This is a genomic window from Acidihalobacter yilgarnensis (genome assembly GCF_001753245.1).
Classification (GTDB): Bacteria; Pseudomonadota; Gammaproteobacteria; order DSM-5130; family Acidihalobacteraceae; genus Acidihalobacter; species Acidihalobacter yilgarnensis.
In genome coordinates this window covers 313,558-329,262 of sequence record NZ_CP017415.1, presented here as the reverse complement: position 1 = coordinate 329,262, position 15,705 = coordinate 313,558, and the positions used below count along the sequence as shown (strand labels likewise).

Below are 15,705 nucleotides of genomic sequence, written 5' to 3'. Positions count from 1 at the left end.
TGCGCAGATTGCTGCCAGCAGGGAGACGATCCATGATCATCCGGCTCCAGGGCCTCTATATGCAGAAACGCAACCTCACACCCGACCGCTGGCAGATGACTGTGCTGGCAGCGCCAACGGACTGGACTGCTGGTATACGGGACAGCCAGCCGACCGCTAGACAATAAGGGACGGGAAACCGATGGACGTACTGCTCTTACTGCTCATCTCTCTACCCCTGGTCTCGGCGGGCGCCGTCAGACTGGCGCCCGCCGGCGCTCCGCTGCGCGCCGGCAAGATCAGCGCGACCTTCAGTGTACTCACCGCGCTAGCGGCCGCCGTGCTCTTTGCCGGACAACTGTTCGAACATCACTCCGGCGCCCCACAAACCAGCCAAACCCTGCTCCTACTCGACCCGTTGGGCACGCTGATGGCCCTGGTCATCGCCGCAATCAGTCTGGTCGTGCACATCTACTCGCTGCGCTACATGGCAGAAGAACCCCGCTACGCGCATTTCTTCATGCTGCTCGACCTGATGACGGCCTCGCTGATACTCATGGTCACGGCCGGCAACTTGATCCTGCTGCTAGTCGCCTGGCACCTCATTGGGGTGCTGCTGTATTTCCTGCTCGGCTTCGAGACGCGCAGCCGCAGCGCCCAGCGCTACGCACTCTGGACCCTTTTAACCTACCGACTCGGCGACATCCCGATCGTAATTGCCGTGGCCCTGCTCTATCACGCCTATGGCACGCTCTATCTGCCCCATCTGTTCGAACTGGTGCGCGATAACCCCTCGATCACAACCGAAGGCCTCCCGGTGGTGATGACCGCATCCGCGCTCATCGTGCTATCGGCGTTTGCGCGTTCCGCACAATTCCTGCTGCACACCTGGCTGCCCTATACCATGGAGGGCCCAACGCCCGTCTCAGCCTTGATGCACGCGGGCATCGTCAACGCGGGCGCCTTCATCATCAACCGCTTCGCACCGCTGTTCATTGACGCCGGCCCGGTGCTGCACTGGGCCTTCTTCGTCGGTCTGTTCACCGCGATCATCGGCTCGATGCTGATGCTCATCCAGAACGACATCAAGAAATCGCTGGGCTATTCAACCATGGGGCAGATGGGTTTCATGATCATGGAATGCGGTCTGGGCGCGTTCTCGCTGGCCATCTTCCATCTCATCGCCCACGGTCTGTTCAAGGGGACCTTATTTCTCAGCTCGGGTAGTGTTATCGGCCGCGCCCGGCACAGCGACGACGTGCCGAAGAACAGCGTCTACACCTTCGTAGTCGAGCGTCAACCGAGCGCCAGCAAGCCCTCCTGGCTGACGATGGCCCTGCTCACCGTCGCCACCCCGGCGCTGCTGCTCGGCTTCGCGCACTGGTTTGTCAGCAACGACATCTTGCAGGAACAAGGGGCGGTGATCCTACTCTTCTTCGGTTGGATGACGGGTGCGCAGCTGCTCTATTCGATACACCGCATGGAGACCGCGGATCCCTGGCGCATGATCGCGCTCGCCGTCTTCTCCCTGCTGATCATCGTGGTCGGTTACACCCTCATTAGTTATGCGTTCGGCGTATTCCTGTATCCGGACGAAGCCATGCGCCTAGCCATCTACCACGCTGCCGGCATCACGCAACCCTTTTTCTACACCCTAGTAGGTCTGGCCGCGCTGGTCATCTTCGCGGGCTGGCTGCTCGTGTATCGATCCGACCGGCACGACAATGGCCCTCGCAATGGCGCTGTGTGGCTCTCCGCCTACACGCATCTCTCCCGCGAGTTGTACATCAGCGATTTCTACTCCCTGTTCGGTCGAACACTGTTCCGTGTTTCCGCCCGACTCAACCGCTGGCTGAGGTGGCTGTGATGACCGAATTGACTCCGCGTCTCGTTATGGCACTGCTGTTCCTACCGGTATTCCCCTTCAGCGCACTTTTTGTGCAATTGCTCGGGCGCCGGATACAGTCCGCTCCGATACGCGCTGCCCTGTTCCTGCTCTGGCCGCTCGCAGGCGTGATCCTGCTGGGATCTGCCTTAGCCATACCAGACTGGCTGCGCATCTGGGTGTTATTGAGCGCGCTGCTTTATGCCGTCCGGCTACTGGCCACGCGTGACCTGCGCCTATGGAGCGCCTACCTGGGCGCCTCAGCCTACTCGATGCTCTGGTTGCTGCGTCCGGAATTCACGTCAGGCTGGCAGTCCGCGCTCAGTCTCGGCGCGCCACTGGCATTGATGGCCATCGTGGGCGATGCACTCGAACAACGATTCGGTGCCGCCTACGGCGGGCTCTACGGCGGACTTCACCTGCACCAACCTCGCCTGGCCGGCAGCCTCACGCTAACCACGCTGGCGGCCGTGGCAAGCCCGGTCTTCCCCGGTTTTTTCGTATTGACGGGCATCGTCCTGCATACCGACCCGGGTATCGCCACCGGCATTCTATTCGTCTGGATCCTGTGGACCTGGGCGGCCGTCGTGCTGCTACAAAGCTTTATGTTCGGTAGACCGCAGTCACTTCCCGCGGTCACGGATCTCCCCGACAAGTCGCTTTACGGTCTCGTGGCCTCGCTCGCCGCGCTGCTGCTGGTCAGCCTAGCGCTTTTCACAACTCTGCTGCAGGGAGGTTGAAATGACCCTGCCTCTATCCCGCGCCCTCAAAATTCGCTCGATGGTTTATATCGCGGGCGAAGCCATTCCCAATTTCTGGCCGATGCGCAGCTTCATTCACCACAACCCGCTGCACGGCCTTGAGCACCTCACTTTCGAGCGAGCGGTAGCGCTCGGCGAGGAACTGTTCCATGCGCGCGGCTTCCTATCCCGCACGGAATATCAGCGCTACCTCGCCGACGGCAGTGTAAAACCAGACGCGCTGGCGGCGCAGATTGCCAACTTCAGTGCCCGTCATGCGCTGCCGCAAGCCTTAGACGGACAAAAGTTATTCCTGCACTTAGCCACCTGCATCGAAACGCCGGTGACCCGCCAAAGCAAGCTGGCAACGCCGCGCGACGTCGCCAGCCACCTGCGTGGGGAGCCCGGTGACAGCGCCCGGACAAACCCCACCGACGACACGCTGCGAGCGCTACTTCACCAGGCGATGGGCGAGACTCGCCCAGTATACGAATCGGTCGATGCGCTGTTGGCAACCGATATAGGCACCACGCTGGACGACCTGCTGGTCAAGAGCTGCCTGGACTTTTTCGATGAAGGACAGTCCGCCTGGGGCATGCCGGACCGCGACCAAGGACTGTACCGCGCGTGGCGCCAGCTCGCCTTGCGCAATCTGCGCTTCAAGCTGCGCGGCCTCGACATGGAACAGCTGCTGACGCGCGCGCAGCAACCCGAGACCATGATTGCTCTGGTGATGGAGGCCTTGAAGATCCCGGAACATGCGTGGGAAGACTACTTCACCCGCGAACTCACTCGGCTGCATGGCTGGTCCGGCTTCATCCGCTGGCGCTCGCACGCTAAGCAGTATCACTGGCAAAAAACACATCCAGCCGATCTCGTCGACCTGCTAGCCCTGCGTCTGTCGCTGAGTCTCGCATTACTGCAAGAACACGCACGTCACCTGCCCTGGCGCAATATCGATGCGCCGTCCATGCATACCTACCTCGACCGTGACACTCACCGCGCATTTCTGCAGCATGAGCTGCACAGCGGGGAAATCCTCCCCGCATTCGCCCTGGAGGTCGAAGAAGCGCTGTTATGCAGCGATGCGAAGGTCACGAGCGTGCTCTGTTCTCGCTATGCCGAGGCCCTGCGCGCCCAGGAGACTGCACAGCAGGCCGATCGTCTGCGTGCGCTCGCCCAGGGCGCTGGCGTCGACCTCGGCCGACTTTCCGTGGACGAACTGGAAACCCTGCTGATCACACTGGTCGAGTTCGAGCGCGCCGAAGGCATGTTGTGGCTACGTGCTATGGAGGCCAGCGCCACACAATCTCTGTTGCGCGACCTGTGTATCCAGCCAGCCGAGACGTCAGACAAGCGCCCCTTCGCGCAAGCCCTGTTCTGCATCGACACGCGCTCGGAACCGCTCCGCCGTCAACTCGAATCCATCGGCGACTACCAGACCTACGGCATCGCCGGTTTTTTCGGCGTGCCGATGAGCTTCATCGAACTCGGCAAGGGCAGCGAAACCCATCTGTGCCCTGCGGTGGCCACACCACGCAACCTGACACTGGAAATGAGCATCGATCAGCAGGCCGGCGAGCCCGCCGCGATTAGCGCCCTGGAGCACGCGCTGCACGAACTTAAAGAGTCCGTCGTCGCACCGTTTGCCACGGTCGAGGCGGTCGGCCTACTGTTCGGCTTCGACATGTTCGGCAAGACCTTTGCCCCGAGCCTGTACAACCGCTGGCGTGAGCGCCTGATACCGCACAAACCCGCCACCCGGCTGCTGCTGGACAAGCTCACCAGCGAGCAAGCCGATTCGATCGTGCGCGCCGTTCAGCGCGCACTGATCATGATCGCGCTCAAACAGGAGCTTGGCCGCCAGGATGAGGCCATCCCCGACAACGTGGTCCGCGAACTGCGCGAAATTGCACTGGAACATCAAGTCGTAAACGACTCTTTGGTGGAACGGCTAGGTATCGACCGCGTGCGGCTCGATGCATTGCTGGCACGCTTGCGTGCGCATTACCGCATCAACCGAGACGAAGCCGCGCGGCAGATGGAGCAATTGGCCAGGATCGGCTTCTCGCTGCGCGAGCAGGTACGTTTCGTGGCCCAGGCCCTGAGCTCCATTGGTCTGGCACGCAATTTCTCGCGCTTCGTCCTGCTCATCGGCCACGGCAGTCTGTCGCAGAACAACCCCTACGAATCCGCACTGGACTGCGGTGCCTGCGGCGGCAACCTCGGCCTCAACAATGCCCGTGCGCTGGCCTACATGGCCAACAAGCCGGAGGTTCGCGGCCGGCTGCGCAAGCAAGGCATCGATATCCCAGACGACACTTGGTTCATACCCGCGCTGCACAACACCACGACAGACGAGGTCGTGCCGCATGACCTGGAACTGCTTCCGGCCGGCCATCTTTTGTATATTGACCGCCTACGCAAGGGCCTACGTGCTGCCTCCCGGCTGTCCGCTGTGGAGCGCGCGCCCAAGCTCATGACGATGCCCGCACGCCGTCTCGACCCCGATCAGGCAGAACGGATGGTGCGTCGCAACGCGCTAGACTGGTCGCAGGTACGTCCAGAATGGGGGCTTTCGCGCAATGCCTATTTCATCATCGGCCGACGTGGCATGACCCAGGGCACGTCCCTCGACGGACGCGCATTCCTGCACTCTTACGACTGGCGGCTGGATCCGCGTCGCAGGCTGCTTGAAAACATCCTGACCGGCCCGCTCGTCGTCGGTCAGTGGATCAACATGGAGCATTACTTTTCTGCTGTCGACAACGAACACTATGGCAGCGGCAGCAAGGTGTATCACAACGTCGCCGGCCGCTTCGCGGTCATGAGCGGCAACATCGGCGATCTGCGCACCGGCCTGCCGGCACAGACCGTGCTCAAGAATGGTCGTCCCTACCATGAACCACTGCGCCTGATCACCGTCATCGAGGCGCCGTTCTCGCATGCCTGCGACGCCCTAAATGCGGTTGCACCCGTCAAATCATTGGTCCACAACGGCTGGATCAGGCTGGTGGTGGTCGACCCCGAAAACGGGCAAATCCATTTCTTCGACGACGAACGGCGCGAATGGTCGGAGCTGGCCGCTCCCCCTGTCGCTTCCACACACTGATTTCGAGAGTAGCGCGATGCAAAATCTGAAGCTGAATCCCCTGAAAAAACTGGAAATCATCCTCGAAGGTGAGCATATGGAGTTCGCGACCGACCTGCTCGACCGTGCGGGCGTCAAGGGGTACACCATCGTCAACCAGCTATCCGGCAAGGGCAGCCACGGCTTCTACGAAGGACACGTGATGTTCAACGAGGACGACGTGCTGATCATGATCATCACCGCAGTGCCCGAAGCACTGGTGGAGCCCATCGTCGAAGGCTTCACGCCGTTCTTCAACAAGCATTCGGGCGTGATCTTCATCTCCGACATCCAGGTGAGCCGGTTGGTGAAATTCACCAACTGAGACGTGCTCTCGATCGGTGCTGCGTCATTCGCGCCAGCGGCGGCAATATTCCTCGATCAGATCGACCACCGCCTTGGACTTGATGACCAGACCGAGATCGATCATCTCAGACTGGCGCACCCTGGCGCTGCCCTGGCCGGCAGGTACCGGCCCGGGCACCAGCTGGTTCTCCTCCTCACGAAAGAAGACCGCGGCAATCACACCGAGAAAATACAACGGCGCGCGCGCAGCGCCGGCAGGTGCCGTACTCTCGCCCCGGTATAGGAATACCGGGCTGCCGCTGGAGCCGGGATAGACAGCGGCATCGATGAGAAATTCGGCCTGTCCCTCGAAATCCATACCGATGGGCGTGGCAGTGGTGCCACGACGCATGATCGGCAGCAGGTTCACGTGATCCCAGACCCCATTGGGATAACCGATGAACAGAATTTCCTCAAGTGCATCGAAACCGTTGACGGTGGCCGCGTCGGGCACCAGTACGGTGTCGATGTCGTGGTAGTAAAGCTGCACGCCCTGGTCGCGCGCGGCGCGCTCCAGCGGCGCCATCGGCACAATGGCAAGATCCATTTCCGGATCGGGATGCAGGAACCACGCGTGCGGAAATTCCTCAATCTCAAGTTCGAACCGGGTACCGATCAAGGGCTGTCCGTCCCGCCCCTGAGTGAACACAAGCCCTCCGCTACGCACGCCCTCAACCAGGTGACGGTTGGTGACGATGAAGCGACGCAGGCCGTGTGGGCCCTGGTGTGCAACCACGAAACCCGTGCCCGAACCCTCGGTGCCGTCTTCCAGTACCGTATCCACGCGCACGGTGTTGAACATCAGGCGTTTCGCTAAGGTGTCGATGCGCATGCTCAGTCCACCTGCATCACGGGTTTTGCCCGCCGATTGATCGATTCCACTGCCCGTCGAGCCGCTTCCGCTGCCTGCTCGACATCAGCATCATTGCCCATCATGGTCAGACGACCGAAATTACCGAACGGTTTGACATCGACCAGCGTCACGTTGGCCGCCTTTTCCGCCTCGTTGGCCGCATGGATGACATAACCGGCCGGTTGCGTTTCCATGATGAACAGACACTTGCCCGGCAGAATCATGGAGCCGTAGCGCTGCTGACGGTTGATCAGGGTAGCGTGATCCGGGGTAATGGCACGGATGATCTCCAGCCAGGGAATGTTGCAACCCATCCGCTGCTCGACCGACACGTCCAACCGGCCAAGAATGGCATCGCCGGCCGCTTTGACCTCACTCTGGTTACGGAAGTGAATTTCCATCGAACCGAACGAACGCTCGACCACCTGTTGGCCCATACGCACGTTGGTCGATTTAAGCGCGAGATCGGACAACTGATGCACCGCCATGCCCGGCGCAACCTCGACCCACAGGCAGGCGTCGCCCGGAATCGGCAGGAAGCCCTGTGACGAGGTCGCCAGATAGGAGGCAAGCTGCGGCTGCAACGCGTCGATGAAGACGAAGGTGCGCAACTCGATATTCATCGGGTTCATCGCGTCAATCCCATGTAAAGCGTCGACAGTTTCTCCGGCAAACGCTCGACGTGGTCGACGACCGCATAGCGCCCAACACCGAAAATCTGCGAGACGTATTGATCGGCATAGGGGTCCAAACTCAGGCCGTAGGTCACGACGCCCTCGCGCCGCAATTCATCGACCGCGTAGCGCGCGTCGTAACGCAGATACTGGGGATCGCGAACATCCACATCAGCGGGTTCACCATCAGTAATCACCAGCAGCAATTTCTTCTGCTGCGGGAGTTGGCGCAGATAGCTGCCGGCATGACGCAGCGCCGTGCCGAGGCGGGTCGAATAACCGGCCGTCATGCCGGCGAGCCGGGCCTTGCCGATGTCATCGTAGGGCTGATTGAAATCCTTGATGCGCTGATAGCGGACATCGTGGCGGCCGTCGGAAGAAAACGCGTGCAGCGCGAAAGGATCGCCGATCTTTTCCAGTGCCTCGGCGAGCACCAGGCAGGCCTTGCGGGTCAAGGACAGGATGGTCTCGTCGCCACCCGGCACCGCGTCGTTGGCCGACTCGGAGACGTCGAGCAGCATCAGTACGGCGACGTCACGATTGTGTAGACGGTTACGCATCATGACCCGAGGATCGGGCTGCCGCCCTAAGCGCAGGTCAATCATCGCCCGCACGGCCGCGTCGATATCCAGGTCGTCGCCATCCTCCAGGTGCCGGATGCGCTGCATCCCCTGCGGCACCAGCGATTCGATCTTATGTTTGAGCCGCGAGACGGTGGGCTTGAGTTCATCGAGAGTCTGCTCAATCGTGTCGATATCGCCCATCTGCGGCCGCCGCTCGATGACCGTTGCCCACTCTGGACGTTCGAGCTGTATCTGGTAGTCCCACTCGTGATAATGCACCGGGAGGCTGACCGGTTGACCACCCTCCAGCTCGTTGAGCGAGGTACCATCGTCGAGCATGAACTCGGTACCGAGCACCCAGATTTCCTGTGCATCGTCGCCGGCGAATTCGACATCGACGGCATTGACCATTTCCATCACGTTGATATCTCGGCGCTGCTGCTTGGGCTCCCATGTCGCCATCAACGCCTCATCCGTATCGTAGTCCCCACCGCTCCAGATGAAGCGGTTGTCGTCACGGTAGATCGCCCGCTGTCTGTCACGTCGAGCCTGATAGGGTGGTAAACCGTATTCGGTCAAGGTCTGTGCGAGCTGAACGCCGAGTTCCAGGCTGAAAACCCCGTTCTCCAGAGAAGGTAGCGCACGAAAGCGTGCGACCGCATCGGCAACCCAAACGTGCGGATCCTCATGCTGTTCATCCAGCAGGCTGTAGGCAAGTCGATGCAACAGATCACCTGGCGTTTGCGGTATCTCCGTCGAAGGTATCGGATGCATCGCCAGCCAAGCGTTGCGCATGTTTGGATAGCGTGCGCAGGCCAGCGTTTCGACCCGTGCGTCCTCAATCAGCTCGCATACCGCGCGTTCCAGCGCACTGAGACCCTCCGACGGCAGTGGCTCGCGGGTAAATACCAAGTGCGCGGCGCAATGGTTGGCAGCCGCGCGGTAGATGTCCGTACCGACGACGACGCCGTCGGACGACGTATCGTCATCAGAGCGGTAATCGTCATATGCATCGGCGATATGGATAACGTAGCGCTCAATATAGGGGCGTAGCCCCTCGCGATCCTCGTAGTCACCTGCGGTCGGGCGCATGAAGAAATCCCGCCCCCATATCGCACGCAAATACATGTTGAGGCGCCGCTGCACCTCAATGAAAACCGTGCCTTTGCGTTCACGCTGCAATACGCTGAGCGAATCCGGGCTTTTCAGCGAGAAATAGCGATGCTGGCCCTCGATATCGTTGGCGTAGGTTTTCAATCCCCACTGCACCCAGCGGCGCAGGCCACCCAGGGTGAGCTGGCTGAACAGGCGATCCAGGTGTTCGAGCAGCGGCCGTGTACCACGCGGCGCGGTGGCGGCCACATGCGACATCAGATCGAGAAATTGGGTGAATACTTCGATATCCCCCAGGCGTGCAGCGGCGCCAGGCGCCGCATCCACTAACAGCCCCAGTACCTCGCCCGAGGTTTTAGAGGACATCGCCAGGATGAATTCGACCAATAACGGGACACTGTCCTCGCCGACTGCGCGCGCCAGCTGCGGCGCCTTCTCGATGTAGCTGAGCAAAAGGTTTTCGCTGCGGCCGAGGTCATTGAATGCTTCTACCCCGCGCAGAAAATTACGCAGCCCGGCACCGGAAAACGTCCGTGTTGCCTCCGACCAAGTGTCGCGCAACAGTGATGCGGTACGCTCAGGCAGCGCCTCAATCAATGCGCTTTGCTCTTCCAGACGTATGCTCATGCGGGGGTGCAGTCGTCGTCGCGGCGTCTAGAAATAGGTCGTCACGGCGGCGTCCAGTGCGTCGCGCATGTCCAGATCGTCGGTAATCGGACGTACCAGCGCAACGCGGCAGGCCTTCAACGGATCGACGCCCTTGGCGATCAGTGAGCCGGCATAGGCAAGCATGCGGGTTGAAAGACCTTCGTCGAGCCCGTGCCCCTTGAGATTTCGAGCGCGCTCTGCAATGTGTACGAGCTTGGAAGCGGTTTCAGCATCGACGCCCGATTCATGCGCGACAATCTCCACTTCGACATCGTGCTCTGGATAGTCGAAGTCGAGGGCGCCAAAGCGCTGCTTGGTCGACTGCTTGAGATCCTTCATCACCGACTGGTAGCCAGGGTTGTAGGAAACCACGAGCTGGAAGTCAGGATGCGCCTGGACCACCTCACCCTTCTTCTCCAGCGGCAGGATACGACGCGAATCGGTTAGCGGATGAATGGCTACGGTCGTGTCCTGGCGAGCCTCGACCACCTCATCTAAATAGCAAAGCGCGCCGTGGCGTGCAGCCAGCGTCAACGGCCCGTCTTGCCAGCGCGTACCGTTAGCGTCAAGCAGATAGCGACCGATCAGATCCGATGCAGTCATGTCTTCGTTGCAGGAAACTGTAATCAATGGCTTGCCGAGCTTCCAAGCCATGTATTCGACGAAACGAGTCTTGCCGCAGCCGGTTGGGCCCTTGAGCATCATGGGCATGCGGATTTCGTAGGCCGCCTCGTACAATTCAACTTCATCACCCAGGGTCCGATAGTAGGGCTCCTGGGTCACTCGGTAGTCGGCCAGCAGGTCGGCGCTGCCGCTAGGGACGTCGGCGATCGGCGCGGAAGTCTGTTCGGCGGCGGGTCTAGCGCCCTCGCGGCGATGCTGGGCCTGAAGTTGCTTGGGTGTGAGTCTGCGCATGATGGGGTTCCGATCCAAAGTGGGCCAAGTGCGGGTGACGCGAGGTATCAGTCTGGCCAGACCCGGGCCGGGAAAAGCTCTGCGTATGTGGCCTTAGGCGCCGATGCGCTGGCTTCGGCGTGAGAAGTGGCCGCAGGCTTGGCCGCGCGACTGGCGGCTCGTGTCGTACCAGCACGGCGCGTGCTGCTTGTCTTACGCGGCGTGCTCGCAGACGATTCGGTCTTCGTCTCGGCCTTGGCTTCCTCAGCCCCTTGCGCCTTGGCCTTGCGTACGCTGGCGCTCAGCTTATCGCTCATACTGGTCATGTCCGCACCTCGTCTATTATCGCGTTGAATTCAGCGCGCGCTGGCGCGCCGTTCGTACCCACCTGGAATACGGTCAAGCCTTCCATCGCCGTACTGCGATAAACCGCGCGTCGACGTACTGCCGTCGACAAAGAGGGAATGGAAAATTCGCGCAGCGCGCCCTCCATTGCACTCGATAGCGCGCTACGCGGCTCCAGCTGATTAATCAAGAGCCGCGCCTGTAGCTTGCCGCTGACGCGCTGAGCCTCCTCGACGGATTCGGCTAAGCGCAAACTGGACCACAGATCCAGCGGCGACGGCAGCACCGGGATCAACACCTGGTCGACCGAACGCAGGACCTGGATCACCGTATCGCTGTCCAAGGTCGGGGGACAGTCGACAATCACCACTTCCGGCTGATCACCCTCGGCAACCGGCCGGTTTGCATCAAAGCCGGCTGGCATGTGGCTAACCCGCATCGGCAGCGGGCGGCTGGCCACAGACGCCCATGCGCTCGCTGTACCCTGAGGGTCGAGATCAATCAGTAGCGTGGGCAACCGCTGCGCGAAACCCGCCGCAAGGTTGATCGAAATGGTCGTCTTGCCGACCCCACCCTTCTGATTGATCACCGCGATATAGTGCATGGAGGCTCGTCAATCCTGCTCGGACAAACGGTCCAGACGCTGAATGAAGTCGCCCTGCTGGACATCCTGTTCGGCTTGCGCCTCCAGGGTGACATTCACATAATTGCGCCCAAAACCGATATTGTCGGGATGTACGCCCGTCTCTTCCGCAAGCGCTGCCATATCGTCTAGAAAGCGGCGTAACCTAGCGTAATCGGAAAATTCGAAGCGCTTGAACCAGGTCGCCGGCCCCGCACTGCTCGTCGTCCAGCCATCGGGCGGTGTTACGCTCATTCCTCATGCCTCCTGGCTGTGTCATCGAGGCGATCTAGCTCGCGCACGTGTTCAGCCTCTTCCGTGAGCAATTGTGCGAACAACTGCTCACCGGCTGGGTCGCGAACGCGGCGCACATGCGCCAGTGCCATCTTGTATAAAGCGACGGCATCAACCTCCAGTTCGCGATCAGCATCCAGCAATGCCCTAGCCTCGCGGCCGAGCCGAGCGGGCGGGAGCGTGCCGGCATTCGGCGCTACTCCGTCCAGAATCAACCGCTCCATCAACCACTCCGCATGGTCGAGTTCCTCCATGCATTCCTTGCGCAGTCTGGCGGAGAGCGCCTCATCGCCCCACAAACGTGCGAGCACGCTTTGGGCCAGGTACTGTTGTACGGCGCTCATCTCGTGATTAAGCGCTCGATTTAGCCAACCGAGCGTGCGTGGATCGACTCGCTGGTTCATGCCGCTCAGCCCCTTAGCTGAGCGCAGGCGCGATCTCACTGTCGCGGCCACTGCCTGACGCGTCGGGCGCCTTGGGCAGGATGCACTCGACCTCGTTGTGCACGCGCGCAATGATGTGTGCCGCCACCAGGCCATCACCCACGCGCTCGCAGGCATCAGCGCCAGCGCGGACCGCCGCGTTCACCGCACCCGTCTCACCACGCACCAGCACCGTGACGTAACCACCGCCCACGAACTGACGACCGATCAGGCGCACTTCCGCCGCCTTGGTCATCGCGTCCGCCGCTTCAATCGCCGGCACCAGACCACGGGTTTCGATCATGCCCAGCGCTATTCCGTTGTAATCCGCCATTCAGTTGTTCCTCGATCAATCGTTGTGTACGAAGCCGGCGCTGGCGATTACTCGCTCGGTGGCGCTTTCGGCAGAATACCCTCAACTTCGTTGTGCACGCGCGCAATGATGTGTGCTGCCACCAGGCCATCACCCACACGCTCGCAGGCATCAGCGCCGGCACGAACCGCCGCGTTCACCGCACCCGTCTCACCGCGCACCAGCACCGTGACGTAACCACCGCCCACGAACTGACGACCGATCAGACGCACTTCCGCCGCCTTGGTCATCGCATCCGCCGCTTCAATCGCCGGCACCAGGCCACGGGTTTCAATCATGCCCAACGCTACACCGCTGTAATCCGCCATTTTCAGTTCCTCAAGCAATCATTATTGAAATTCGCCCTTGGGCTCGCTTCAGGCGCTCGGCGCCTTAGGCAGGATACCCTCGACCTCGTTGTGCACGCGCGCAATGATGTGTGCTGCCACCAGGCCATCACCCACACGCTCGCAGGCATCAGCGCCGGCACGAACCGCCGCGTTCACCGCACCCGTCTCACCGCGCACCAGCACCGTGACGTAACCACCACCCACGAACTGACGACCGATCAGACGCACTTCCGCCGCCTTGGTCATCGCATCCGCCGCTTCAATCGCCGGCACCAGGCCACGGGTTTCAATCATGCCCAACGCTACACCGCTGTAATCCGCCATTTGTCCATCTCCTTTCATGTCAACATTGATTCAATAAAAACCAATAACGCGTTTCAAGCCAGCCGGCTCGCCACGCCACCATCACTTCATGCCGCAGGCTTGCGCTACCTCCCAGTGATCGATGATTCCGCAGATCGTGAGATCGGTCAGAGTCCTCGGATCCGGCAGCGCATAGCGCGCGGCGCTGCCACTAGTCGTGAAAACCCAACTTCCGGCAGGTGCGCCCACCGGATCCACCGCTACCGATAACGCGCCGCTCAGCGATTCCAGGATGCGTAGATCCTCGCCGCCTAGGCCCGCTGCGCGTCGTGTGCAAACGAGGTCATCCTTCACGCGCATAATCTCCATGGCACTCCCCTACGGATTCCAATGGTCGATGATGCCCACGATCGTCAGGTCAGATGGGAAATCCTTGGCGCCCGCCGCATCGCGCGCCGCCGAGGAACCCACGCAGATTACCCAGTCACCAGGCACGCAGCCGATCGCATCGATCGCGACGCTCGGTATCCCACCTTCCTTTTCCTGCACGACCAGCAGCGGCCGATGACCCATGCTATCGATCCGATTGGTGGACACCAGTGTCTGCACGACCCGCATGATCTTCATGAAACCATTCCTTCGCTGTTTCCGGCCTGAGCATTCGTAACGCATTCACGCACCAGCGCCAAACGCTCTGCTCCGGTCGCATCGCTGACGCACAGTGCGAATTTGATCATCCCTGAGGGCATGCGATCCCGGTAACGCGCTTGTATAGCGCTCATCACTCGCTCCCCTCGCTCGATCACACGCTCACGCGCGCCCGGGATGACCGAGGCATAGCTGAAATGCACGATTACCGGTATCGGGAAGCCGCGTGACAGATTCAGCTTTTCGAAGATATGCATGCCGACGTCGACGCAGGCTGCTCCTTCTTCTAGCGTGTCGAGATGCGCGAAGTAATAGAGGTTGCGCATCTGCAGATCGTCGATGGGATCGCCGACGCAAATGAAACGTTCACCATGGCCAAGACTTTCGTAGCGCCCCTCATGGTGCTGGATGACATATTCGATTTGCGACAGATTGGCTTCCAGCAATCTCGCAATCAGGGCCTTCATACCTGCCCGGCCCGTGCTACGGAGCTTGTCAGCGACCTGTTCGACGGCCGATGCGATATGTGCGCGCGCCTGCTCTGCCGTCATGCCCAGTGTTTCGCGATAAATACGCGCTGCGTCCACGGTTGCCGTTGCCGTCGGCTCACCATTCGCATCTGGAAAATGTACGCGGATCGCGTCCAGGTCCGTATCCACACCGAGCAACAGCACATCTGGGCCGAGCCCGGCGCCAAAGGCCTGAGCAATGCCATTACGCAGCTGTCTCAAGCGGTCGATCGCGGCATCGCGCGCCGCCTGTTCGTCGCTGCCATGCGCCGCGCAGCCTTCGCTAGATGGTTTGGAACTGCTGTAGTGGTACACCGCCATCTTCAAATAGCGGGTTTCGCGACGTCCACTTAGGCGCTGCGCCAACTCGCGTTGGCTCCAGTCAGCCATGTCCAGCTCGATATCGAACAATGCGCCCGCATAAGCCTTGAGCACGACCGCGTCGCTGGTCGGCGCAATCCGAAGCACGAAGGGCAACACGCCCTGAAGGCGGCCATCAGCACAGGGCGTGATGTCCAGCGTGTGGTAGCCGCACTCCGTGAGGAAGGCATCGTCGATCGCCATACCCTTGAGCCAGCTCTGCTGCTCCTGCGGGGCCTGCGCCACGCTGTGTCGACACATCTCGAACAGACAGTGGGCGTACAGCGCGGGCATATCCAACCCCGCGATCCACGGCCCCTGCAACATAAATGCCGGCAGTTCACAGCCGAGACGTGTACACGCCAGCTGCTGTGCCCGCGCCACAAACCCCTCGTCTCGGGGCAGTTCGGCCACCGCCTTCAATGTCTCGTCAACACCGTCGAAACGAGCCTGCAGCATGCCCTCGTAACCATACAGCGCCTTGTTCAGCTCGCGATCGACCAACACGTGCTCACAATGCTGGCTCTCACCCAGATTGCAGGCCGGGTTGGCCAGCATCACGCGCGCGGGCATCAGCGCATCAGCGCCGGACAACAGAGTACCGCCGGGCAGAGGCGATACCGAGCGCGTGGCACGGCGGGTTGGTTGGCGTTGTCGGGTACGCGTACGCATGGCC

The 15,705-nt window shown here is 61.1% G+C and carries 18 protein-coding genes; 4 read left to right on the top strand and 14 right to left on the bottom strand.

Annotation, left to right across the window (positions count from 1 at the left end; translation table 11 throughout):
- Positions 1–181: 181 nt before the first annotated feature.
- From BI364_RS01605 to BI364_RS01590, 4 genes are read left to right on the top strand one after another with little or no spacing between them, the layout of a single operon-like run.
- The gene (locus BI364_RS01605; protein WP_070077267.1) at positions 182–1,846 is read left to right on the top strand and encodes a proton-conducting transporter transmembrane domain-containing protein; all 1,665 of its coding nucleotides are present in this window, start codon (positions 182–184) and stop codon (positions 1,844–1,846) included.
- A complete protein-coding gene (locus BI364_RS01600) occupies positions 1,846–2,604 on the top strand; it encodes a hypothetical protein (RefSeq protein ID WP_070077266.1) in 759 nt (252 codons plus the stop codon). The genes BI364_RS01605 and BI364_RS01600 overlap by 1 nt, the downstream gene beginning before the upstream one ends.
- A 1-nt stretch (position 2,605) precedes the next feature.
- Positions 2,606–5,716, top strand: coding sequence for a DUF2309 domain-containing protein (locus tag BI364_RS01595; protein ID WP_070077265.1), 3,111 nt, complete (start codon positions 2,606–2,608; stop codon positions 5,714–5,716).
- Between the two features lie 16 nt (positions 5,717–5,732).
- Complete coding sequence (locus BI364_RS01590; protein WP_038093852.1) at positions 5,733–6,059, top strand: P-II family nitrogen regulator; 327 nt, start codon at positions 5,733–5,735, stop codon at positions 6,057–6,059.
- A gap of 24 nt (positions 6,060–6,083) precedes the next feature.
- On the opposite strand, the gene BI364_RS01585 is transcribed toward BI364_RS01590, so the two are convergent.
- The 14 genes from BI364_RS01585 to BI364_RS01520 all read right to left on the bottom strand — a co-directional run bounded on the left by BI364_RS01585 (position 6,084) and on the right by BI364_RS01520 (position 15,701).
- A complete protein-coding gene (locus BI364_RS01585; RefSeq protein ID WP_070077264.1) occupies positions 6,084–6,911 on the bottom strand; it encodes a S1 family peptidase in 828 nt (275 codons plus the stop codon).
- A 2-nt stretch (positions 6,912–6,913) separates the two neighbouring features.
- Positions 6,914–7,555 carry a BMC domain-containing protein gene (locus tag BI364_RS01580; RefSeq protein ID WP_070079813.1) on the bottom strand — a complete coding sequence of 214 codons (642 nt, stop codon included), beginning with the start codon at positions 7,553–7,555 and terminating at the stop codon, positions 6,914–6,916.
- Between the two features lie 5 nt (positions 7,556–7,560).
- A complete protein-coding gene (locus BI364_RS01575) occupies positions 7,561–9,909 on the bottom strand; it encodes a nitric oxide reductase activation protein NorD (protein ID WP_070077263.1) in 2,349 nt (782 codons plus the stop codon).
- Positions 9,910–9,936: 27 nt separating this feature from the next.
- Positions 9,937–10,845 carry a CbbQ/NirQ/NorQ/GpvN family protein gene (locus BI364_RS01570; protein ID WP_083251089.1) on the bottom strand — a complete coding sequence of 303 codons (909 nt, stop codon included), beginning with the start codon at positions 10,843–10,845 and terminating at the stop codon, positions 9,937–9,939.
- Between the two features lie 47 nt (positions 10,846–10,892).
- Positions 10,893–11,141 carry a hypothetical protein gene (locus tag BI364_RS01565; protein WP_156782583.1) on the bottom strand — a complete coding sequence of 83 codons (249 nt, stop codon included), beginning with the start codon at positions 11,139–11,141 and terminating at the stop codon, positions 10,893–10,895.
- A 5-nt stretch (positions 11,142–11,146) separates the two neighbouring features.
- Complete coding sequence (locus BI364_RS01560) at positions 11,147–11,773, bottom strand: ParA family protein (RefSeq protein WP_070077261.1); 627 nt, start codon at positions 11,771–11,773, stop codon at positions 11,147–11,149.
- Between the two features lie 9 nt (positions 11,774–11,782).
- Positions 11,783–12,046, bottom strand: a complete 264-nt coding sequence (locus BI364_RS01555) for a 4a-hydroxytetrahydrobiopterin dehydratase (RefSeq protein ID WP_070077260.1) — start codon at positions 12,044–12,046, stop codon at positions 11,783–11,785.
- A complete protein-coding gene (locus BI364_RS01550; RefSeq protein WP_070077259.1) occupies positions 12,043–12,489 on the bottom strand; it encodes a ferritin-like domain-containing protein in 447 nt (148 codons plus the stop codon). Before BI364_RS01550 ends, BI364_RS01555 begins: the two co-directional genes overlap by 4 nt.
- A gap of 13 nt (positions 12,490–12,502) precedes the next feature.
- Positions 12,503–12,841 carry a BMC domain-containing protein gene (locus BI364_RS01545; protein ID WP_070077258.1) on the bottom strand — a complete coding sequence of 113 codons (339 nt, stop codon included), beginning with the start codon at positions 12,839–12,841 and terminating at the stop codon, positions 12,503–12,505.
- Between the two features lie 47 nt (positions 12,842–12,888).
- Positions 12,889–13,188 carry a BMC domain-containing protein gene (locus tag BI364_RS01540; RefSeq protein ID WP_070077257.1) on the bottom strand — a complete coding sequence of 100 codons (300 nt, stop codon included), beginning with the start codon at positions 13,186–13,188 and terminating at the stop codon, positions 12,889–12,891.
- Between the two features lie 48 nt (positions 13,189–13,236).
- Positions 13,237–13,533, bottom strand: a complete 297-nt coding sequence (locus BI364_RS01535; protein WP_070077256.1) for a BMC domain-containing protein — start codon at positions 13,531–13,533, stop codon at positions 13,237–13,239.
- A gap of 81 nt (positions 13,534–13,614) precedes the next feature.
- Positions 13,615–13,881, bottom strand: a complete 267-nt coding sequence (locus BI364_RS01530) for a carboxysome peptide B (protein ID WP_070077255.1) — start codon at positions 13,879–13,881, stop codon at positions 13,615–13,617.
- A gap of 9 nt (positions 13,882–13,890) precedes the next feature.
- Positions 13,891–14,139 carry a carboxysome peptide A gene (locus tag BI364_RS01525; RefSeq protein WP_070077254.1) on the bottom strand — a complete coding sequence of 83 codons (249 nt, stop codon included), beginning with the start codon at positions 14,137–14,139 and terminating at the stop codon, positions 13,891–13,893.
- A complete protein-coding gene (locus BI364_RS01520) occupies positions 14,136–15,701 on the bottom strand; it encodes a carboxysome shell carbonic anhydrase (protein WP_070077253.1) in 1,566 nt (521 codons plus the stop codon). The genes BI364_RS01525 and BI364_RS01520 overlap by 4 nt, the downstream gene beginning before the upstream one ends.
- Between the last annotated feature and the right edge of the window lie 4 nt (positions 15,702–15,705).